Source organism: Prauserella oleivorans, assembly GCF_042685745.1.
GTDB lineage: Bacteria > Actinomycetota > Actinomycetes > Mycobacteriales > Pseudonocardiaceae > Prauserella_A > Prauserella_A oleivorans.
Genome location: NZ_JBHUNT010000001.1, coordinates 2,636,277 through 2,656,258, shown reverse-complemented (window position 1 = coordinate 2,656,258; position 19,982 = coordinate 2,636,277). Strand labels below are relative to the sequence as shown.

The window sequence follows — 19,982 nt, the reverse complement described above, 5'->3', positions numbered from 1 at the left end:
CCCACGCGGTCGGCAGGTCGGCCGTCGCCTCAGCGGCGCCTGGACGGGTCCGACGTGAGGTGCATCTCGCCGGGCCGGCCGGCAAGCCCGGTCCCCCGCGGGGCGAGCCCGGCCGGGAGCCACGCCGCCGCGGCGTCACCCTCGTGCGCCGACGTCCACAGGAGACTCCGGGACGGTGTTCTCCGCGTGCTCGTGGAGTTGCTGGACCTCGGTGCCGAAGTACGGGCCGAACATGTGGCCGGGCAGGAACGTGTAGCCGAAGCTGTTCACCGACGCCTGCACCCCGAGCCCGGCGCGCTCGTCGAAGTTCCGGAACCACGGGCCGCCGCTGGAGCCGCCGGTCATGTCGCACCGCATGCCGTGGTCGCGCGTCTCGAGCACGTCGGTGAACGTCGGACCGCTGCAGTAGACAAGCTCGCTGCCGTCGTAGGGCGCCGCCGCCGGGTAGCCGAAGGCGTACATGTGCTCGTTGCGCTCACCGTTGAACGCGATGCCCTGCCCGCCGACGACGTCGGTGAGCGCGCGGCCCTGCACCGGCTCCACCACCGCGGCGCCGACGTCGAAGTCGAGGTCCTCCCGCTCGTCCCACTCCCGCGTCGTGAGGGTCCGGGTCGCGGGCCACTCTCCGTAGGGCGCCCGGCCGTCGTGGTAGCCGGGCACGAAGATCCAGTCGGTGTGCCAGCTGCCCTCGTACTTCACGCAGTGCCCCGCTGTGATGACGACGCTGCGGTTCTCGCTGGTCACCGCGTTGCCGCTGCACGAGGCCGGCGACCCGGCGAAAGTGAAGAACACCCGCCCGGCGGTCGTGGTCACCTCGCCGCCGCCGGTCCACGGCTCTCCTGTCGACTTGCCGGTCCGGCCACGCACCGGCGGGATCACCTCGGGCATGCCGCGGGTGGCCTCGCCGTCGGGGTTGCCGGGCACGGCGAGGAGGTCGTCCAAGGGCGTCGCGGCACGCATCCGGTCCGGCGTCCAGTGGTCCGTCGGGCGCTCGCCACCATCCGCGACGTGCACCACGACGTCCGCGGGCTCGGCCACCGCGGGCGTCACGACCGAGGCCGCGGCCACGCTCGCCGCCAGCATCACCGTCATGCGGAACATTCCTCGCCTCATCGCGACTCCTTCCGCCGGACCCCGACCGTGCCGAGGTTGCACCGTCCGGAGCCGCGCGTGTACCGCCAGTCGGCCCAATCGGTGTACAACCCGTACTGGCGACGGCGGCCGTGATCCGTAAGGTGTCCGTCGCTCTACGTCAGGGAGGGACTGTTGCCGGATTTCACCGTGGACATCGGTGGACTGGACGCGCTGGGGAAGAACCTCGATCGCACGGTCGAGAACATCGAGAACGCGACGAAACGTCTCGAGGACGCCGGACCCGATTCGATCGGGCCCGAAACGCTCGACGAGGCGTGCGCGGACTTCCGGTCGGACTGGGAGGAGGGCTTGGAGAAGCTGCGCGACGCCGTGAGCGAGATCCGGGAAGGGCTCGACAAGGCGAAGACCGCCTACGCCGAGGCCGAGGCTGCCCTCCAGGACAGCCTGGCGAAGATGGCGGGTGACCTCGAGGCGGCGGGAGTCGCCAAGTCGTGAGTGCTGCGAACTACCCGGCTCTCGGCTTCGATCCGGCACGCGGCAACGTCGGCACCGTCCGCAACCTGGCGAAACAGATGTCCGACACCGCCACGTACGCCCGCGAGGCGCACGAGGTCCTCAGGTCCATCGAGAGCAAGAAGGACGTCTGGACTGGTGAGGCGTCCAGAGCGTTCGCCGAACGGCTCGGTGAGCTGCCCGGCTACGTCGACAGCGCACACACGTCCCTGCGTGACGCGGGCAAGGCGCTGAACACCTGGGGCGACCGGCTCGAGGCACACCAGAAGCGCGCCCGCGAACTGGAGGAGCAAGCCCGCCAAGCCATCGACGCGGCCGAGCAGGCCGATGCGGCCGCCCAACACGCCAACGCCTCCGCCAACACACCGGTCATGCACGACGGCAGCCCTGCGTCGGTGAGTGCCGCGCAGCGGGAGGTGCAGCAGAAAGCCGCCGCCGCACAGGCCAACCGGGCGGCCGGTGAGGCGTGGGCGCGGGTCGACGAGATCCGCAGGCAGGCCGAGCAACTGAAGGAGACGTGGGAGGACGACGCCCGCGCCTGCGCCGATGCGCTGAACCGCGCCGCGGAACTGGCCCCGGACAAGGGCCTTCTCGAATCCATCGGTGACGCCTTCGCCGATGCCGGCGACTGGGTGATGAACAACCTCGGCAAGATCGGCGACGTGGCGGGGATGATTTCGGCGGTCGCCGGCGCGCTGTCGTTCATTCCCGGACTGGCGCCCTTCACCGGACCTATAGCGATCGCGGCCGGCGGAGTCGCCTTGCTGGCGCATGGTGGCGAGATGGTCAAGGAAGGCAAGTGGGACGATCCGACCGCGCGGGTCGGTCTGGGCACGGATGTGCTTGGCGTGCTCCCCGGCGTCGGAGCGGTGGCCAAGGGAGGATCGATGGCAACTGCCTCACTGCAGTCGGTGGAAGGCATCGGCTCGGCCGCCGCTGCCGGCGGGCGCGTATTTCTCGACGAAGTCGGCAAGGTGGCCGAGCCCGCCAAGATGTTCGATTGGGTCGGAAGGAAGACAGCCGAGATGATCGGCGGAAATGCCGAGACAATCGCCGTGGCAACACAGAACACCGTCAACCTCGGCGTGCAGGCCCCCGTTCTGGGCGACCTCGTCGTCGGCAACGAGACGAGCAAGGCGATCAAGGACGGCACCGGATACTTCGCCGGCGCAGCCGCCGCCGGTGGCAGCGTCGGCCAATGGAGTGACGCCAGGTCCGGTATCGGCAACCTCGGTCGTTCGCTGGCGGACTTCGCCAGGGCCGTGAACTGATTCGAGTGTGGCCAGTGGCCACCGCGATGACGTTTCCACTCAGGTTCGGTCTTCCTGCCAAGTTCACCCCGATCGACCTCTCTGCCGATTTCGAAACCCGGATGAAACGGCTGCATAATCAGCTCGCAAGCGCCGCGCCAAACGTGTCGGAGGCCGAACGGCTCCACCTGCTTCTCGCGAATCAGTACGCGGTTGAGCGCATGCTCACCGAGGGCGTGATCTACGCGGCGACCTTCCTCGGTCGATCGGACCGGAATCCGACAACAGCGACGACCGCGCAGTTCACGGTGATGGTTCACGACTCGGCCGCCCGCGGAGGCAGGCCACTCGAAACGATCACGGACGCTCTCCGTTCCGAACGACCACGAGCCCACACCCAGCTTGTCGACCTGCCGATCGGACGCTGCCTCGCCGTCATGGAGGACAACCGCTTCCAGACCCTCACCGATCTACTGGGCCGACACACCGGCGTCACTCATCACGTCCGGCAACTGCAGTTGATCTTTCCGCTCGTGGACCGAGGACAGTTGGCATTCTTCACCATCAGCACGGAATGCCTGCGGGATTGGGACGAATACGTGAGAATCATGGCCGAAATCTGCACATCGATACGCTGGGCCGACACCGGCGGCTCATCCATCAGCAACGTACTGGACGGGTGACGTGGACATCGCACTTTACATTGTCGGCGGCTTGGTCGCGCTCCTCGTCGTCGCGGTCCTGGTGGTAGCGGGGATCGGCGTCATCGGGCAGCTGCGAACACAAATGGAACAGCGATATGAGCAGGTGAGGCAGAAATTGCGCGAATCCGAAACGTCCAGCGGCGCGACGTCGATTCTCTCGGGCCACCTCATCGGCGTCGACGACGACAAGGTCCGCGAACTAGCCCGCGAAATCGGCTACGAGTGGACCGGCTACTCCGGGCGCAACGATCGCCGCCTGAACTTCCAGCGCCGACTGTCGAAATTCCAGTAGTGACAACATGGACAGACTTCGGAATGATCGAACTCGCCTACCAGTATGATCGCCGGCTTAATGGGTGACATGACACTAGCCTTGTGGATCGTGGCCGGACTGGGTGCGACAGTAAGTGCCGCGGCAATGGCCGCTCTCGTCTACGACGCCATCATACGGAAGCGCACCCCGCTGGAGGTACGGAAGCGCCGAGTTCTGGCGAAGATCCGGCACAACGAGACCGTAACCGGCGCGACGTATGTCCACAGAGGCTTGTTGTCCGGCATCACGCCCGAGGACGCACGGGAATTGGCGGAGTCGGCAGGCTACCGCTACACCGGCAGGGACGGCCATCACCTGACCTTCCAACGACGACTCCCCGGCCAGGAGTGACATCGTGACCACGCCCGATCAATCCCGGTTCCTCGCCCGGCTCGCCGAGCTCACCCCCGACATCAGTGGCACCGCACGGATCGACATCAGCGACTTCCACCCGTCCACATGGAAGGAGCTTCGCCGGCTCGCCGAGGCGCACGGGTGGACGTACCGAGGCCCGGAGCGCGATCTCGGCAAGACTCAGTTCGTCCTCTCCCGCCAGGGCAGCGCGACGGTACCCCGCAACGACTACTACTTCCTCAAGGGACCAGGCCTGGAGGAGCTGCGCCGCTACTCCGCCGCGCACGAAGCGGCCGCAGAGGCGGAACGCCGATTCGGCGTGAATGCCTTGTCCCAGAAGGCATTCAACGACGCGGCATCGAGGTACCGTGCGGACAGCAAGAGTTGCAACCGCTGGGCCGCGTTGGCCACGCTGCCCGGGCTCCTCCTGCTCGCGGTCGCATCCCTGACCGGGCGACAACTCGCCGACGGCGGAACGACCGCGATCGTCCTCATTGGACTCTGGTCACTGCTCGCGCTTGCCACAGTCGTCGGCAGCATTGGCCTCACTCGCCGGCACCGCGCCAGAAAAGCCGCGCTCGCACCGTACAAGCAGGCGTACGAACACGTGGTGCAAGCGGTGTTCCGGAGTGGACAGTGACCGAGGTCGTGGCAGGGCGGGCGGCAAGGGACAGACTCCCTCACCGCCCGCCCTGAGTCATCAGACGACCGCGAGCGGCAGCGCCGTCGGGTGCACCGGACTCGGCAGGTCAGAGGCACCGGTGAGGTAGGCGTCGACGGCGGCCGCCACCGAGCGGCCCTCCGCGATCGCCCACACCACCAGCGACGCGCCACGGTGGGCGTCACCGCAGACGAACACGCCGGGGGCCTCGGTCTGCCAGTCCGGGCCGCACGAGATCGTGCCGCGCTTGCTCAACCTCAGACCGAGGTCGTCGATCAGCCGCATGTGCTCGACGCCCTCGAAACCGATCGCGTACAGCACGAGGTCGGCGGGAAGCTCCTCGACGTGATCGCTGGTCGGCACAACCTCACGACGGCCCGTCTCCGGATCCTTCTCCACCCGCACCGTGTGCAGTTCGATCGCGCGCACGTTGCCGTCCTCGTCACCGAGGAACCGCTTCACCGCCACCGCGAACTTCCGCTCACCGAACTCCTCGTGCACCGGGTAGGTACGCAGGATGTACGGCCACGTCGGCCACGGCGAGCGCTCGTCGTCACGCGTGGTCGGCGGCTGGGGGTACTGGTCGAGCTGCGTCACCGACACAGCACCCTGCCGGATCGCGGTGCCGTAGCAGTCCGCGCCGGTGTCGCCGCCGCCGATGATGACGACGTGCTTGCCCTTGGCATCGACCTCCGGCGGGCCGTCGCCCTCGCACTGCCGGTTGGCGGGCACGAGGTGCTCCATGGCCAGGTGGATCCCGCCGAGGTCACGGCCCGGAGTCGTCCGGTCGTCGCGGCCACGCAAGGCGCCCACCGCGAGCACCACGGCGTCGTAGCGCTCCCGAAGTTCCTCGACAGTAATGTCGACACCGACCTCGCAGCCGGTGACGAACTTCGTGCCCTCCTTGCGCAGCTGCGCGAGCCTGCGGTCGAGGACCTTCTTCTCCATCTTGAACTCGGGGATGCCGTACCGCAGCAGGCCGCCGAGCCGGTCGTCCCGCTCGAAGACGGTCACGTCGTGGCCGGCGCGCGTCAGCTGCTGGGCGGCGGCGAGCCCCGCCGGACCCGAACCGACCACGGCAACCTGCCTGCCCGTGGACTCCGCCGCCATCGCCGGCTGCACGTAGCCCGACTCCCACGCCTGCGCCGAGATCGTCTCCTCGATGCGCTTGATGGTCACCGGGCCGCCGGACAGTGGCGAGATCGACAACGTGCACCCGGCCTCACACGGCGCGGGGCACAACTTGCCGGTGAACTCCGGGAAGTTGTTGGTCGCGTGCAGCCGCTCGCTCGCCTCTTCCCAGTCACCGCGGCGGACGAGGTCGTTCCACTCCGGGATCAGGTTGCCCAGCGGGCAGCCCGCGCTGCCCGAGTGGCAGAACGGGATACCGCAGTCCATGCAACGCGTCGCCTGCGTGCGCACCGCCTCGTTGCGCTGCTCCTGGCCCTGATCGGCGTAGACCTCGTGCCAGTCGTGTACACGCTCGGACTTGGGCCGCTTGGGCGGCTCGGAGCGCTCGTACTTCATGAAACCCGTCGGGTCAGCCACGAGCCGCCTCCTGTTCCCTGCGGGGCACCCGCACCCGGTCGGCAGCCATGGCCCAAGCTCCGCATGCTCCGCGATCGTCAGCCACGAGCCGCCTCCATGATCGCCTCGTCCACATCGCGACCCGCCGCCCGCGCGGCCTTGGTCGCCTCCAGAACGCGCTTGTAGTCACGCGGCATCACCTTGGTGAACGCCGCCGACCGGCGCGGCCAGTCACCGAGCAGGGACGCGGCCACCGCCGACCGCGTCAGCTCGTGATGGCGGACGACGATGTCCTTGAGCCAGGCCAGCTCGTCGGCGGTCGGACGCTCCAGCTCCACCATGCCCGGATTGACCTGGGCCTGGTCCAGATCGAGCACGTACGCCACGCCGCCGGACATTCCGGCCGCGAGGTTGCGCCCGGTCCGGCCGAGCACCACGGCGCGACCGCCGGTCATGTACTCGAAGGCGTGGTCGCCCACACCTTCCGCGACGATCAGGGCGCCCGAGTTGCGCACCCCGAACCTTTCGCCGACCTGGCCGCGGATGAACAGCTCACCGCTGGTCGCCCCGTAAGCGATCGTGTTGCCCGCGATGACCTGGCCCTCCGCCGCGAACGGCGAGTCCGGATGCGGGCGCACGATGATCCGCCCACCGGACAGTCCCTTGCCGACGTAGTCGTTGGCGTCGCCGACCATGTCGATCGTCACGCCCGGCGGCAGGAAGGCACCGAGCGACTGGCCCGCCGAACCCGTCAGCAGGATCCGGATGGTGTCGTCGGGCAGGCCCGCGCTGCCGTAGCGCCGCGTGATCTCCGAACCCAGCAGCGTGCCGACCGTGCGGTTGACGTTGCGCACGGGCAGTTCGAGCCGCACCGGGTGCGCGTCCTCCAGCGCCGCCTCGGCGAGCTGGATGAGCGTGCGGTCCAGGGCGTGCTCCAGCCCGTGGTCCTGCTCGCGGATCTTGCGCCGCGCCCCGCCGTACGGGGTGTCGGTGGGCATCTCGAAGATCGGCGCCAGGTCGAGCCCTTCCGCCTTCCAGTGCTCCACGGCCTCGTCGACGTCGAGCACGTCCACCCGGCCGATGGCCTCGTCGAGAGTCCGGAAACCGAGCTCGGCCAGCAACTCACGCACTTCCTGCGCCACGAACCGGAAGTAGTTCACCACGTGCTCGGCCTGGCCGGTGTAGCGCTTGCGCAGCTCGGGATTCTGCGTCGCGACGCCCACCGGACAGGTGTCGAGGTGACAGACGCGCATCATGATGCAGCCGGCCACGACGAGCGGCGCGGTGGCGAAGCCGTACTCCTCGGCACCGAGCAGCGCGGCGACCAGCACGTCCCGGCCGGTCTTCATCGCACCGTCCACCTGCACCGTGATGCGGTCGCGCAAACCGTTGAGCAGCAACGTCTGCTGCGTCTCGGCCAGCCCGATCTCCCACGGCGTGCCCGCGTGCTTCAGCGAGTTCAGCGGCGAGGCACCGGTACCGCCGTCGTGCCCGGAGATGAGCACGACGTCGGCGTGCGCCTTGGACACACCCGCCGCGACCGTGCCGACGCCGAGGGAGCTGACGAGCTTGACGTGGACGCGCGCCCGCTCGTTGGCGTTCTTCAGGTCGTGGATCAGCTGCGCCAGGTCCTCGATCGAGTAGATGTCGTGGTGCGGCGGCGGCGAGATCAGGCCCACCCCGGGCGTGGAGTGCCGGGTCTTGGCGATCCACGGGTAGACCTTGTTCGGCGGCAGCTGTCCGCCCTCGCCGGGCTTGGCGCCCTGCGCCATCTTGATCTGGATGTCGTCGGCGTTGACGAGGTACTCGCTCGTCACGCCGAACCGTCCACTCGCGACCTGCTTGATCCGGCTGCGCCGTTCCGGGTCGTAGAGCCGCTCGGGATCCTCGCCACCCTCGCCGGTGTTGGACCGGCCGCCGATGCGGTTCATGGCGATGGCGAGCGTCTCGTGCGTCTCGGCCGAGATCGAGCCGTAGGACATGGCGCCGGTGTTGAAGCGCTTGCAGATCGACTCGATGGACTCCACCTCGTCGATGGGCACCGGCTCGCGCTTCTCCTTGCGGAAGCGGAACATGCCACGCAGCGCGCCACCCTCCCGGTTGAGGCGGTTCACCTCCTCGGTGTAGGCGCGGTAGGCCTCCTCGCGCCGGGTCTTGCTCGCGTGCTGGAGCAGGAACACCGTCTCCGGGGTGAACAGGTGCAGCTCGCCCTCGCGGCGGTAGGCGTACTCGCCGCCGGTCTCCAGGCCGCGGTGCGCGCGCTCGGTCGGATTCTCCGGGTAGGCGCGCCGGTGCCGGGCGGCGACCTCCTCGGCGAGCACGTCGAGGCCGACGCCGCCGAGCTTGGAGACCGTGCCGGTGAAGTACTCGTCGAGCACCTCCTGCGACAGGCCGAACGACTCGAACACCTGCGCCGCCGTGTAGGCGCCGACGGTCGAGATGCCCATCTTGGACATGATCTTCAGGACGCCCTTGACGAGCGCGTTCACGTAGTTGCGAACGGCCTTGCCCGGCTCGATGCCGCTGATCGCGCCCTGGGCGATCATGTCCTCGATCGTCTCGAACGCCAGGTACGGGTTCACCGCGGCGGCGCCGTACCCGAGCAGCAGTGCGATGTGGTGCACCTCGCGGGCGTCACCGGTCTCGACGACCAGCGCGACCTTGAGCCGCTCCTTGGTCCGCACGAGGTGGTGATGCACGGCCGAGACCAGCAGCAGCGACGGAATCGGCGCCATGCGGTGGTCGGAGTCGCGGTCCGAGAGCACCAGCGTGCGCGCCCCCGCGGCGATGGCCTCCGACGCCTCGCGGCGGACGCGTTCGATCGCCTCGGCCAGCGCGGCGCCTCCACCGTCCACTTCGAACAGGCCGGACAGCACGGCGCACGCGAAGCCCGGCAAGTCGCCGTCGTCGTTGATGTGGATGAGCTTCGCCAGCTCGTCGTTGTCGACCACGGGGTACTGCAGCTGGATGTGCCTGCACGACGCCGGTCCGGGCGCGAGCAGGTTCTGCTCCGGCCCCATGATCCGGCTCATCGAGGTGACCAGCTCCTCGCGGATCGCGTCCAACGGCGGGTTGGTGACCTGCGCGAAGCCCTGCTTGAAGTAGTCGTAGAGCAGCCGCGGCCGCTTCGACAGCACGGCGGGCGGGGTGTCGGTGCCCATCGAGCCGACCGGCTCCGCACCCTTGGCGGCCATCGGACCGAGCAGGATCTTGAGCTCCTCCTCGGTGTAGCCGAAGGAAAGCTGGCGCCGCAGCACGGACTGGTGCGTCTGCGTGATGTGGTCGCGGTCGGGCAGTTCCGACAGCGACAGCAGGCCGGCGTGCAGCCACTCGTCGTACGGGGCCTCGTTCGCCAGGGTTTCCTTGATCTCGTCGTCGTTGACGATCCGGCCCGCCTCGGTGTCCACGAGGAACATGCGGCCCGGCTTCAGCCTGCCCTTGGCGATCACCTCCTCCGGCGGCACGTCGAGGACCCCGGCCTCGCTGGCGAGGACGACGCGGTCGTCGGCAGTGCGCCACCAGCGCGCGGGGCGCAGGCCGTTGCGGTCGAGCACGGCGCCCACGAGGGTGCCGTCGGTGAACGTGACGCAGGCGGGGCCGTCCCACGGCTCCATCAGGTTCGCGTGGAACTGGTAGAAGGCGCGGCGCTGCTCGTCCATGGTGGCGTGGTTCTCCCACGCCTCCGGGATCATCATCAGCACCGCGTGCGGGAGGCTGCGGCCGCCGAGGTGCAGCAGCTCGAGCACCTCGTCGAAGGACGCGGAGTCCGAGGCGTCCGGCGAGCAGATCGGGTACAGCCGCGTGAGGTCGCCCGGGATCAGGTCCGAGTCCAGCAGCGCCTCGCGCGCCCTCATCCGGTTGCGGTTGCCGCGGATGGTGTTGATCTCGCCGTTGTGCGCGACGAACCGGAACGGGTGCGCCAGCGGCCACGACGGGAAGGTGTTCGTGGAGAAGCGGCTGTGCACCAGCGCGATCGCGCTCACCAGCCGCTCGTCGCGCAGGTCCGGGAAGAACAGGGGCAGCTGCTCGGGTGTGAGCATGCCCTTGTAGACGAGCGTGCGCGCCGACAGCGACGGGAAGTACACGCCGCAACCGGCCGACTCGCTCTCGTGCTCGGCACGCTTGCGCAGACAGAACGCCAGCCGGTCGAGCTCGATGCCGCCCGGCGTGCGGCCGTCGGCGTCCGGCTCGCCCGCGACGTAGAGCATGGCGAAGTGCGGCATCACCGAGCGGGCCGTCGGCCCGATGTCGGCGGCGTCGGCGTCAGTGGGCATCTCGCGCCAGCCGAGCACCCTGAGGCTCTCCTCGCTCGCGATGCGCTCGATGATCTCGACCGCCTTGCGGCGCTGCTCGGCCTCCGCGGGCAGGAACGCGATGCCCGCCGCGTAGTGGTGCTGCCCGAAGGCGTCCGGCCGGGGCAGCTCGAAGTCCACCTCGTCCCGCAGCAGCTCGTCGGGGAGCTGCACCAGGATTCCGGCGCCGTCGCCGCTGGTCGGCTCGGCCCCCGCGGCGCCGCGGTGGTCCAGATTCGTGAGCGCGTTCAGACCGTCGGTGACGATGCTGTGGGTGCGAATACCACGGACGTGGGCAACCATGGCCACACCGCAGGAATCCTGTTCCGTCGCAGGGTCGTACAGGCCCTGCCGAGACGGAATCGCGGAGAAGATCAAAGGGACCTCCTGCGTCGTCGTCGTGCTCGGTTCAGTGCTGGGCACGGGACGACGATGGCCCGCCTATTAGCGCGACCTTAACATCAGGGAAACCTGGAAGCACCAGAGTCATGGTGCGAATTTCATCCGAACTGTAACAATCCGGCGGTTCGGAACGATGGTGTTCTTGATGGGCTCGTGAGCGGTCGCTCTCGGGCCAGTCTACCCGACGTTCAAGCCCGCACCGGGTTACTCCAGTTTACCCAGTTCGGAGCTGGTAGTTTCCTCTCGACGCGAGCGGTAGCGAAGTCCGGTGGGAATCCGGCGCTGTGCCGCAACTGTGATGGCCCCGCGACGACCGTGATCGGCAGGTCCGGGCGAGCGGGCCGAGTCAGGTCGCCTGCCCTCGCGCCGACGCCATTCCGCCTCCGGCGCAGGGGTGCGGCGTCCTCGGCCACCGGCCGGGCCGCGGCCCAGCGCCGGCCGAACAGTCGAGGTCCCCATGGTCCGCGTGTCCCGCCACCGGCGGCTGCTCGCCCTACTCCCCCTGCTCGGTGTTCTGCTCCTCACCGGCTGCGCCGACCGCAAGCCCGCGTCGTCCGGCCAGCAGGAAGCCGCGGCGGGTTTCCCCGTCGAGGTGCGCCCCGAGGGCGCCCCCGCCGTCACCATCGAGCAGCGCCCCGAACGCATCGTCTCGCTCGTCCCCTCGGTCACCGAAACGCTCTACGCCGTCGGCGCGGGCAAGCAGGTGGCGGCCGTCGACGAGCTGTCGAACTTCCCCGCCCACGCGCCGAAGACCGCGCTCAGCGGCCTCGACCCGGATCCGGAGGCCATCGCCGCGCACAATCCCGACCTGGTCATCGTCGAGTCGGACACCGAGGGCAAGCTCGCCGACGCCCTCCGCCGGACCGGGATCACCACGCTCGTGCTTCCCGCGCCCACCACGCTCGACGCCGCCTACCGGCAGTTCGAACTGGTCGGGCAGGCGACCGGGCACGCGCGGGAGGGCAAGGATCTCGCCCGCCGGGTCTCCTCGGACATCGACAAGCTCGTCGCCGGCGCGCGTGTCCCGGAGGGCCGGCTCACCTACTACCACGAGCTCGACGGGACGTTCTACAGCGTCACGTCGGCGACGTTCCTCGGCGAGGTCTACGGACGGTTCGGGCTGGCCAACATCGCCGACCAGGGCAACCCGAAGGCCATGGGCGGCTACCCGCAGCTCTCGGCCGAGCACATTCTGCGGTCGGACCCGGACTTCATCTTCCTGGCCGACAGCAAGTGCTGCGGGCAGAACCCGGACACCGTCGCCGCTCGACCCGGCTGGGACACCCTCACCGCCGTGCGGAAGAACCGCGTGTTCGCGCTTGACGACGACGTCGTGTCGCGCTGGAGCCCTCGGCTGGTGGAGTTCGCGCGCACGGTGGCCGACGCCGTGAGCGGCAGGTGACGGTCCATGCTGCGGGCCCGCTCCCGGCCGTCGACGACGCGGCTGCACCCCCTGGCCCTCGTGCTGGCGCTGGCCGCCCTCGCGGCCACGCTCGTCTTCGCCCTGGTGGCCGGATCGGGTGAGCTTGGCTGGTCGCGCGTGCTCGCCGAGATCGGCGCGCAGCTCACCGGCGGCACATCGCCGCTGTCCGAGCGCGAAGCGGCCATCGTGTGGGAACTCCGCATGCCGCGCGTCCTGCTCGCCGGGCTCGTCGGCGCGGCGCTGGCCGGTGCGGGTGCGGCGTTCCAGGGTGTGTTCCGCAACCCGCTCGCCGACCCCTACCTGCTCGGCGCCGCCGCCGGGGCGGGCATGGCCGCGACGATCGTCGTCGTGTTCGCCCCCGCGGTCACGACCTGGCTCGTGGGACCGTTGCCGCTCGCCGCGTTCGCGGGCGCGCTCGCGGGGGTGGGGCTGAGCTGGCTGCTCGGCCGGTCCGCGGGCGGCTCGGGCACGGCGACGCTGCTGCTCGCCGGCGTCGCGGTGACGGCCTTCCTCACCGCGATCCAGACGTTCGTGCAGCAGCTCAACACCGACACGATCAAGCAGGTCTACACGTGGACGCTCGGCGGGCTGAACGTCACCGGCTGGACCGACGTCTGGCTCGCCCTGCCCTACATCGCACTGGCAGCCGTGGTGCTGACGGCGGCCTCGCGGCTGCTCGACGTCCTGACGCTCGGCGACGCCGAGGCCGCCTCGCTCGGTCTGCATCCCGGCCGGGTGCGGCTGGTGCTGCTCGCGGCCGCGTCGCTGGCGACGGCGGCGGCGGTGGCGGTGAGCGGGTTGATCGGCTTCGTCGGCATCGTCGTGCCGCACCTCGTCCGGCTGCTCGCCGGGGCCAGCTACCGGGTCATCGTGCCGCTGTCGCTCATCGGCGGGGCCGTGTTCCTGATCCTCGCCGACTTCGTGGCACGCACGATCATGCCGGGAGAGCTACCGCTCGGCGTGGTGACGGCGTTCGCGGGTGCGCCGTTCTTCGCGGTAGTGCTGCGTACCAGCGGGAGGCGGGTGGCATGACGGAGCTGTCGCTGCACGGCGTGAGCGCCGGATACGACGCCGAACCGGTGGTGCGGGACGTGTCGGTGAGTGTCGGCACCGGACGCTGGCTCGCGATCGTCGGCCCCAACGGAGCCGGGAAGTCGACACTGCTCAAGGCCATCGCCGGACTCGTTCCGTGGCAGGGCAGCGTGACGTTGGATGGAACTCCTGCGGACTCGCTGTCGCGCAAGGACAGAGCCCGGCTCATCGGGTATGCACCGCAGAACCCCGTGCTACCCGAGCGGCTCACGGTCACCGATTACGTCCTGCTTGGACGGACGCCCTACCTCGGTTTGCTGGCGCGGGAAAGCCGCTCCGATCTGTCCATCGTGGACGAGACACTGGACCGCCTCGACCTGGACGCCCTGGCGGCGCGCAAGCTCGGCACGCTCTCCGGTGGCGAGCTACAGCGTGCCGTGCTCGCCCGAGTGCTCGCCCAGCGGACGACACTGCTGCTGCTCGACGAACCGACCACCGGCCTCGACGTCGGGCACGCGCAGACCCTGCTGGAGCGGCTCGACCAGCTGCGCCGCGAGGACGGCACGACCGTGGTGACGACCCTGCACGACCTCACGTTCGCGGCGCAGTACGCCGACGAACTGGTGCTGCTCGATCGGGGCCGTCTCGTGTCGTCGGGCAAACCGGCGGAGGTGCTGACCACCGAACGCCTCCGCGAGCACTACTCGGCCGACGTCGAGGTGCTCACCACCGCCGAAGGCCACCCCGTCGTGGCGCCCGTCCGGCGGATCCGGCCCTGAACTAGAACGTGTTACAGTTCCGGCCGTGATCCTCGACCGCTTCCGCGTGCCCGACCGCGTCGCCGTGGTGACCGGCGCCGGCCGGGGCATCGGCGCCGCCACCGCACTCGCGCTCGCCGAGGCGGGCGCCGATGTCGTGCTCGCCGCCCGCACCCGCTCCCAGCTCGACGAGGTCGCCGAGCGCATCGCCGGCACCGGCCGCAAGGCCCACGCCGTGGCCGCCGACCTCGCCGACCCGGCCGCCGCGGGCGCGCTCGCGGACGCTGCCGTCACGCGGTTCGGCCGGCTCGACATCGTCGTCAACAACGTGGGCGGCGCACTTCCCCGCCCACTGCTCGACACGTCCACCGGCTTCCTCGAGGACGCGGTGCGCTTCAACGTGTCCACCGCGCACGCGCTCACCCGCGCCGCGGTACCCGCGATGCTCGAGAACGGCGGCGGCTCGATCGTCAACATCACCTCGGTCGTCGGCCGTGTGGCGGGGCGCGGCTACCTCGCCTACGGCACGGCCAAGGCCGCCCTCGCCCACTACACCCGGCTCGCGGCGGCCGACCTGGCGCCGAGCATCCGGGTCAACGCCGTCTCGGCAGGATCGATCGCCACCTCCGCGCTGGACGTCGTGGTCGGAGATCCGGAACTTCGGGAGCGCGTGGAGGCGGCCACGCCACTGCGACGCATCGGCGACCCCGAGGAGATCGCCACCACGGTCGTCTACCTGGCCTCGCCCGCCGGCGGCTATCTGACGGGAAAGGTGCTGGAGGTCGACGGCGGCCAGCAGGTGCCCAACCTCGACCTCGGCCTGCCCGACCTCTGACGCCTCGCGCCGACCTCACCGGGGTCCCCGCCCGGGCCTGACAGGATCGGGGCCATGGATCCGTTCGGCTGGGATCACAACGCCTACTACCAGCGATTGCTGCTCCGGGCGGTGCCGATGGGCGCGCGCCGGGTGCTGGACGTGGGGTGCGGCGCAGGTTCGATGACGGCGCGCCTGGCGCGGCGAGCGACCCACGTCGACGCCATCGACTGCTCACCCGAGATGATCGAGTTCGCGCGGGAACGAACCCCCGCCAACGTGCGGTGCGTCCTCGCCGACGTGCTGGAATACCCGCTCCCGGACGCCGGGTACGACGCGGTGGTCTCGATGACGGCACTGCACCACCTGCCGCTCGAGACGGCGCTCACGCGGCTCGCCCGGGCCGTACGTCCAGGCGGCGTGCTCGCGGCCGTGGCGCTGCCGCGGACGGACCTGCCGCGCGAACTCCCGGTCGAACTCCTGGGCGCCGTCAGTCACCTGACGCTCGGGCTCGGCTTCGCCGCGCTGCGCCGGCTCACCGGCCGGGACTGGTACCGCGCCGAGGACACCCACGACCGGATGCCGATCCTCGACCCGAGCCTGACGACCGCGCAGGTCCGGTCGACCGCCGCCGCCGTGCTGCCCGGAAGCGAGGTACGCCGTTTGGCCCACTGGCGGTACCTGCTGCGGTGGCGGCGACCCCAGCTCAGCTGACCGGACGCCGCCGCCGTACAGGAAAACCGAATGCGGTACCCAGGGCACCAAACGCTCAGTCGCCCGAGTCGGACCTGCGCTCCTCCGCGCCGCCGGAGGACTCCGCCTGCCCGGTGGCCGTGGCCTTGTCCGGGTCGCCCGAGCCCTTCGTGCCGTCCTGATCCGGGCTGCTCGCCGCGTCGCCGTCGCGCTGCTGGTCCGCGGTTTCCGTGTCGTCGTCCTTGCCGCGCAACGTCTCCGGCTCCTCCCTCGGACCCTTCTTGCCCGCCAGGACGAAGTAGACGACCGCGCCGATGAACACCAGCACCGACATCCAGACGTTGACCCGCAGCCCAAGGATCTCGTTCGCCGGGTCGGTCCGCATGAGCTCGATCCAGAACCGCCCCGCCGTGTAGCCGGCGACGTAGAGAGCGAATACGCGACCGTGCCCGAGCCGGAACTTGCGGTCCAGCCACACGATGAGCAGCGCGACCGCGAGGTTCCACAGCAGCTCGTACAGGAACGTGGGATGCACGACCTCGATCGGGACGTCGTTGACCGCGACCCCGTTGAGCGGGTCGTCCACGAGCGGGTTGCCGGGATCGACGCGGCGGTAGATCTCCAGACCCCACGGCAGATCGGTCGGCCCGCCGTAGAGCTCCTGGTTGAAGTAGTTGCCGAGCCTGCCGATGGCCTGCGCGACCACGATGCCGGGCGCCACGGCGTCGGCGACCGCCGGCAGGGGAATGCCCTTGCGGCGGCAGGCGATCCACGCGCCGACCGCACCGAGCGCGATCGCGCCCCAGATGCCGAGGCCGCCCTCCCACACATACAGCGCGCGGATCGGGTCCTTGCCCTCGCCGAAGTACAGCTGGTTGTCGGTGATGACGTGATAGAGCCGCCCGCCGACGAGGCCGAACGGCGCCGCCCACACCGCGACGTCGATGATCGTCCCCTTGGTGCCACCCCGCTGCGCCCACCGGCGCTCGCCCCACCAGATGGCGACGATGATGCCGAGGATGATGAACAGCGCGTAGGCCCGCAGCGACACCGGTCCGAGCTGCCACACGCCCCGGTCCGGGCTGGGAATGTTGGCGAGGAAGACTGCCGACGCGGTACTCACGGGGCCACCGTAGCGTGAGCAACCGGCCCCCGGCCGCGGAGGTTCGGCTCCACGCCCGGGGTCAGGCGGGGCGCGGGCGGCGGACGCCCTCGGCGAGCTCCGCGGTCAGCGCCGCCAGCTCGGAGGCGCTCTCGCCCGCCTTGGTCACCAGGGCCGATCCGACGATGACCGCGTCCGCGAACGCGGCGACCTCGGCGGCCTGCTCACCCGACCGCACGCCCAGCCCGACCCCGATCGGCAGGTCGGTGTGCGGGCGCGTGCGCTTGACGAGATCCTCGGCGGCCTCACCCACCCGGTCGCGGGCGCCGGTCACGCCCATCACCGCCGTGGCGTACACGAATCCGGTGGCGGCCTTCGCGGTCAGGGCGATGCGCTCCTCCGACGACGACGGAGCCACGAGGAAGATGCGGTCGAGGCCGTGCTGCTCGGACGCGGCGAGCCAGTCGCCGGCCTCGTCCGGCGTCAGGTCCGGGGTGATCATGCCGAGCCCGCCCGCCGCGGCCAGGTCCCGCGCGAAGGCGTCGACACCGTAGTGGAACACCGGATTCCAGTACGTCATCACGACGGCGTGGCCACCCCGCTCGGCCACCGACTCGACCACCTCGAACAGGTGCTTGAGCCGGAACCCGTTGCGCAGCGCGGCTTCGGCCGCCGCCTGGATCGTCGGCCCGTCCATCACCGGATCGGAGTAGGGCAGTCCCACCTCGACCAGATCGGCGCCCGCGTCGAGGGTGGCGGCCAGCAGTTCCTTGGACGCCGCGACGGTGGGATAGCCCGCGGGCAGGTACCCGACCAGCGCGGCGCGCTTCTCCGCCCGAGTCCGCGCGAAGAGGGCATCGATGCCCCGGGTCGCGTTCAGCTCGTCGCTCGCCGGCACGCTCACACGCCCTCCACCAGGTTGAAGTACCGCGCCGCGGTGTCCACGTCCTTGTCCCCGCGACCGGAGAGATTGACGAGAATGTGCGCATCGGAACCGAGCTCCCGGCCCAGCTGGAGCGCGCCGGCGAGAGCGTGCGCGGACTCGATCGCGGGAATGATGCCCTCGGTCTTCGACAGCAGCTGGAAGGCGTCCATGGCCTCGGCGTCGGTGACGGCGCGGTACTCCGCCCGGCCGCTGTCCTTGAGGTGCGAGTGCTCGGGGCCGACTCCGGGGTAGTCCAGACCCGCCGAGATCGAGTACGCCTCGATCGTCTGGCCGTCCTCGTCCTGCAGCAGGTACGACAGCGCGCCGTGCAGGGTGCCCGGCGTTCCCTCGGTGAGGGTCGCGCCGTGCTCGCCCGTCTCGATGCCCTTGCCGCCGGGCTCGAGGCCGACGAGCCGCACGTCCGGGTCGTCGATGAACCCGTGGAAGATGCCGATGGCGTTGGACCCGCCGCCGACGCAGGCGGCGACGGCGTCCGGCAGCCTGCCGGTGGCCTCGAGGATCTGCCTGCGCGCCTCCTCGCCGATCACCTTGTGGAAGTTACGCACCATGACCGGGAACGGGTGCGCGCCCGCCGCCGTCCCGAGCAGGTAGTGCGTGGTGTCCACATTGGTCACCCAGTCGCGCAGGGCCTCGTTGATGGCGTCCTTGAGCGTCCGGGAGCCGGTCTTGACGGCGACGACCTCGGCGCCGAGCAGCCGCATCCTGGCCACGTTGAGCGCCTGCCGCTCGGTGTCGACCTCACCCATGTAGACCACGCAGTCGAGGTCGAGCAGCGCGCACGCCGTGGCCGTGGCGACCCCGTGCTGACCCGCGCCCGTCTCGGCGATCACGCGCTTCTTGCCCATCCGCTTGGTGAGCAGCGCCTGACCCAACACGTTGTTGATCTTGTGCGACCCGGTGTGGTTGAGGTCCTCACGCTTGAGGAAGATCCGCGCGCCGCCGGCGTGCCGGGCGAACCGTGGCGCCTCGGTCAGCAGCGACGGCCTGCCCGCGTAGTCGGAGAGCAGCCGGTCGAACTCGGCCGTGAACTCCGGATCCTCCTGCGCCTTGCGGTACTCGGCGGCGAGCTCGTCGAGCGCGCCCATGAGGGCTTCGGGAAGGAACCGCCCGCCGTACGGGCCGAAGTGGCCGCGCTCGTCGGGGTCGTGCTTGCTGTGCTGAACGTTCTGTGTCACCGGCTCGGCCTCGGGCATGCCGGGTGCGATCCCGCGGTCACCAGCTTGACGAGCGCACCCTTCGGGTCGTCCGTGGCGACGAGGCCCTCGCCGACCAGCACGGCGTCGGCGCCGTGCCCGGCATAGGCCATGAGGTCGCCGGGACCGCGCACGCCCGACTCGGCGACCTTGTACGTGTCCATCGGAAGGCCGGGGGCCAGCCTGCCGAACACGTCGCGATCCACCTCGAGTGTGTGCAGGTTACGGGCGTTGATGCCGATCACCGACGCACCCGCCTCCAGGGCGCGGTCGGCCTCCTCGGCGTTGTGGACCTCGACGAGCGCCGTCATACCCAGCGACTCGACGCGGTCGAGCAGCGCGACCAGCGCGTTCTGCTCCAGTGCCGCCACGATGAGCAGTACCATGTCGGCTCCGTGCAGGCGCGCCTCGTGCACCTGGTACGGGCTGACGATGAAGTCCTTGCGCAGGATGGGGATGTCCACCGCGGCGCGGACGGCGTCCAGGTCGGCCAGCGAGCCGCCGAACCGGCGCTGTTCGGTGAGCACGCTGATGACGCGCGCACCGGCGTCCTCGTAGTCCTTGGCCAGCGCGGCCGGATCACCGATGGCGGCCAGGTCGCCCTTCGACGGGCTCCGTCGCTTCACCTCGGCGATCACGCCGATGCCGGACTCCCGCAGGGCGGCCATGACGTCCCTCGGCGGGGATGCCGCCGCGGCCTGCTTCTTCAGCTCGTCGAACGGCAACGCCGCCTCGCGTTCGGCGAGGTCGGCCCGCACGCCCGCGACAATGTCCTCGAGAACGCTCACCGGGCAACCTCACCGGCCGTCAAGGTTGTTGATTCACTCGCAAGGTGGCTCACAAAAACCTTCCCCTTCCCGCCGAATCGATGCTAACCCTCGCGTTCGGCCGCACCGGCTCCGGGTCGGAA

At 70.1% G+C, this 19,982-nt stretch carries 18 protein-coding genes; 11 read left to right on the top strand and 7 right to left on the bottom strand.

All coding sequences use genetic code 11. The features are described 5' to 3' along the window. Window positions 1-135: 135 nt before the first annotated feature. Entirely contained in the window at window positions 136-1,113 is a 978-nt protein-coding gene (locus ACFSZT_RS13120; RefSeq protein ID WP_377394093.1) for a trypsin-like serine peptidase, read from the bottom strand. Window positions 1,114-1,266: 153 nt separating this feature from the next. Here ACFSZT_RS13120 and ACFSZT_RS13115 point away from each other — a divergent pair, with 153 nt between their 5' ends. The 6 genes from ACFSZT_RS13115 to ACFSZT_RS13090 all read left to right on the top strand — a co-directional run bounded on the left by ACFSZT_RS13115 (window position 1,267) and on the right by ACFSZT_RS13090 (window position 4,869). Further along, complete coding sequence (locus ACFSZT_RS13115; protein WP_377394095.1) at window positions 1,267-1,590, top strand: WXG100 family type VII secretion target; 324 nt, start codon at window positions 1,267-1,269, stop codon at window positions 1,588-1,590. Window positions 1,591-1,667: 77 nt separating this feature from the next. Further along, complete coding sequence (locus ACFSZT_RS13110; protein ID WP_377394097.1) at window positions 1,668-2,879, top strand: hypothetical protein; 1,212 nt, start codon at window positions 1,668-1,670, stop codon at window positions 2,877-2,879. Between the two features lie 14 nt (window positions 2,880-2,893). Beyond that, window positions 2,894-3,541, top strand: a complete 648-nt coding sequence (locus ACFSZT_RS13105; protein WP_377394099.1) for a hypothetical protein — start codon at window positions 2,894-2,896, stop codon at window positions 3,539-3,541. 1 nt (window position 3,542) lies between these two features. Beyond that, the gene (locus ACFSZT_RS13100; protein ID WP_377394101.1) at window positions 3,543-3,854 is read left to right on the top strand and encodes a hypothetical protein; all 312 of its coding nucleotides are present in this window, start codon (window positions 3,543-3,545) and stop codon (window positions 3,852-3,854) included. A gap of 69 nt (window positions 3,855-3,923) precedes the next feature. Then, window positions 3,924-4,226: a hypothetical protein gene (locus tag ACFSZT_RS13095; protein ID WP_377394103.1), complete on the top strand. Its 303-nt coding sequence runs from the start codon at window positions 3,924-3,926 to the stop codon at window positions 4,224-4,226. Between the two features lie 4 nt (window positions 4,227-4,230). Continuing rightward, window positions 4,231-4,869, top strand: coding sequence for a hypothetical protein (locus ACFSZT_RS13090; RefSeq protein WP_377394105.1), 639 nt, complete (start codon window positions 4,231-4,233; stop codon window positions 4,867-4,869). Between the two features lie 60 nt (window positions 4,870-4,929). On the opposite strand, the gene ACFSZT_RS13085 is transcribed toward ACFSZT_RS13090, so the two are convergent. Both ACFSZT_RS13085 and gltB read right to left on the bottom strand, forming a co-directional pair. Then, a complete protein-coding gene (locus tag ACFSZT_RS13085) occupies window positions 4,930-6,438 on the bottom strand; it encodes a glutamate synthase subunit beta (RefSeq protein WP_377394107.1) in 1,509 nt (502 codons plus the stop codon). A gap of 77 nt (window positions 6,439-6,515) precedes the next feature. Continuing rightward, entirely contained in the window at window positions 6,516-11,087 is a 4,572-nt protein-coding gene (gene gltB, locus ACFSZT_RS13080) for a glutamate synthase large subunit (protein WP_377394553.1), read from the bottom strand. A 481-nt stretch (window positions 11,088-11,568) separates the two neighbouring features. On the opposite strand from gltB, the gene ACFSZT_RS13075 reads away from it, so the two are divergent. Genes ACFSZT_RS13075 through ACFSZT_RS13055 form a run of 5 tightly spaced genes read left to right on the top strand, consistent with a single transcriptional unit; the run spans window position 11,569 to window position 15,852 of the window. Continuing rightward, window positions 11,569-12,513: an ABC transporter substrate-binding protein gene (locus tag ACFSZT_RS13075; RefSeq protein ID WP_377394109.1), complete on the top strand. Its 945-nt coding sequence runs from the start codon at window positions 11,569-11,571 to the stop codon at window positions 12,511-12,513. Between the two features lie 6 nt (window positions 12,514-12,519). Then, entirely contained in the window at window positions 12,520-13,566 is a 1,047-nt protein-coding gene (locus ACFSZT_RS13070; protein ID WP_377394111.1) for a FecCD family ABC transporter permease, read from the top strand. Further along, a complete protein-coding gene (locus ACFSZT_RS13065) occupies window positions 13,563-14,345 on the top strand; it encodes an ABC transporter ATP-binding protein (protein WP_377394113.1) in 783 nt (260 codons plus the stop codon). Before ACFSZT_RS13070 ends, ACFSZT_RS13065 begins: the two co-directional genes overlap by 4 nt. Window positions 14,346-14,370: 25 nt before the next feature. After that, on the top strand, window positions 14,371-15,159 hold the full coding sequence (locus tag ACFSZT_RS13060) for an SDR family oxidoreductase (RefSeq protein ID WP_377394115.1): 789 nt from the start codon (window positions 14,371-14,373) through the stop codon (window positions 15,157-15,159). Between the two features lie 54 nt (window positions 15,160-15,213). Beyond that, window positions 15,214-15,852, top strand: coding sequence for a class I SAM-dependent methyltransferase (locus ACFSZT_RS13055; RefSeq protein ID WP_377394117.1), 639 nt, complete (start codon window positions 15,214-15,216; stop codon window positions 15,850-15,852). 55 nt (window positions 15,853-15,907) lie between these two features. Here ACFSZT_RS13055 and lgt read toward each other — a convergent pair whose 3' ends face one another. The 4 genes from lgt to trpC form a co-directional block, all read right to left on the bottom strand. Beyond that, window positions 15,908-16,954, bottom strand: coding sequence for a prolipoprotein diacylglyceryl transferase (lgt, locus tag ACFSZT_RS13050; protein ID WP_377394120.1), 1,047 nt, complete (start codon window positions 16,952-16,954; stop codon window positions 15,908-15,910). A 61-nt stretch (window positions 16,955-17,015) separates the two neighbouring features. Further along, window positions 17,016-17,831 carry a tryptophan synthase subunit alpha gene (gene trpA / locus ACFSZT_RS13045; protein WP_377394555.1) on the bottom strand — a complete coding sequence of 272 codons (816 nt, stop codon included), beginning with the start codon at window positions 17,829-17,831 and terminating at the stop codon, window positions 17,016-17,018. A gap of 2 nt (window positions 17,832-17,833) precedes the next feature. Further along, on the bottom strand, window positions 17,834-19,072 hold the full coding sequence (gene trpB / locus ACFSZT_RS13040) for a tryptophan synthase subunit beta (RefSeq protein WP_377394122.1): 1,239 nt from the start codon (window positions 19,070-19,072) through the stop codon (window positions 17,834-17,836). Next, window positions 19,051-19,860: an indole-3-glycerol phosphate synthase TrpC gene (gene trpC, locus ACFSZT_RS13035; RefSeq protein ID WP_377394124.1), complete on the bottom strand. Its 810-nt coding sequence runs from the start codon at window positions 19,858-19,860 to the stop codon at window positions 19,051-19,053. The genes trpB and trpC overlap by 22 nt, the downstream gene beginning before the upstream one ends. Window positions 19,861-19,982 lie beyond the last annotated feature (122 nt).

What these genes read in the sequence shown, in the direction of transcription:
- ACFSZT_RS13065 (WP_377394113.1), top strand. Translation starts at nt 13,563, where the DNA reads ATGACGGAGCTGTCGCTGCACGGCGTGAGCGCCGGATACGACGCCGAA.
- ACFSZT_RS13110 (WP_377394097.1), top strand. Translation starts at nt 1,668, where the DNA reads ATGTCCGACACCGCCACGTACGCCCGCGAGGCGCACGAGGTCCTCAGG.
- ACFSZT_RS13120 (WP_377394093.1), bottom strand. Translation starts at nt 1,113, where the DNA reads ATGAGGCGAGGAATGTTCCGCATGACGGTGATGCTGGCGGCGAGCGTG.
- ACFSZT_RS13075 (WP_377394109.1), top strand. Translation starts at nt 11,569, where the DNA reads ATGGTCCGCGTGTCCCGCCACCGGCGGCTGCTCGCCCTACTCCCCCTG.
- ACFSZT_RS13055 (WP_377394117.1), top strand. Translation starts at nt 15,214, where the DNA reads ATGGATCCGTTCGGCTGGGATCACAACGCCTACTACCAGCGATTGCTG.
- ACFSZT_RS13070 (WP_377394111.1), top strand. Translation starts at nt 12,520, where the DNA reads ATGCTGCGGGCCCGCTCCCGGCCGTCGACGACGCGGCTGCACCCCCTG.
- trpB (WP_377394122.1), bottom strand. Translation starts at nt 19,072, where the DNA reads ATGCCCGAGGCCGAGCCGGTGACACAGAACGTTCAGCACAGCAAGCAC.
- ACFSZT_RS13095 (WP_377394103.1), top strand. Translation starts at nt 3,924, where the DNA reads ATGACACTAGCCTTGTGGATCGTGGCCGGACTGGGTGCGACAGTAAGT.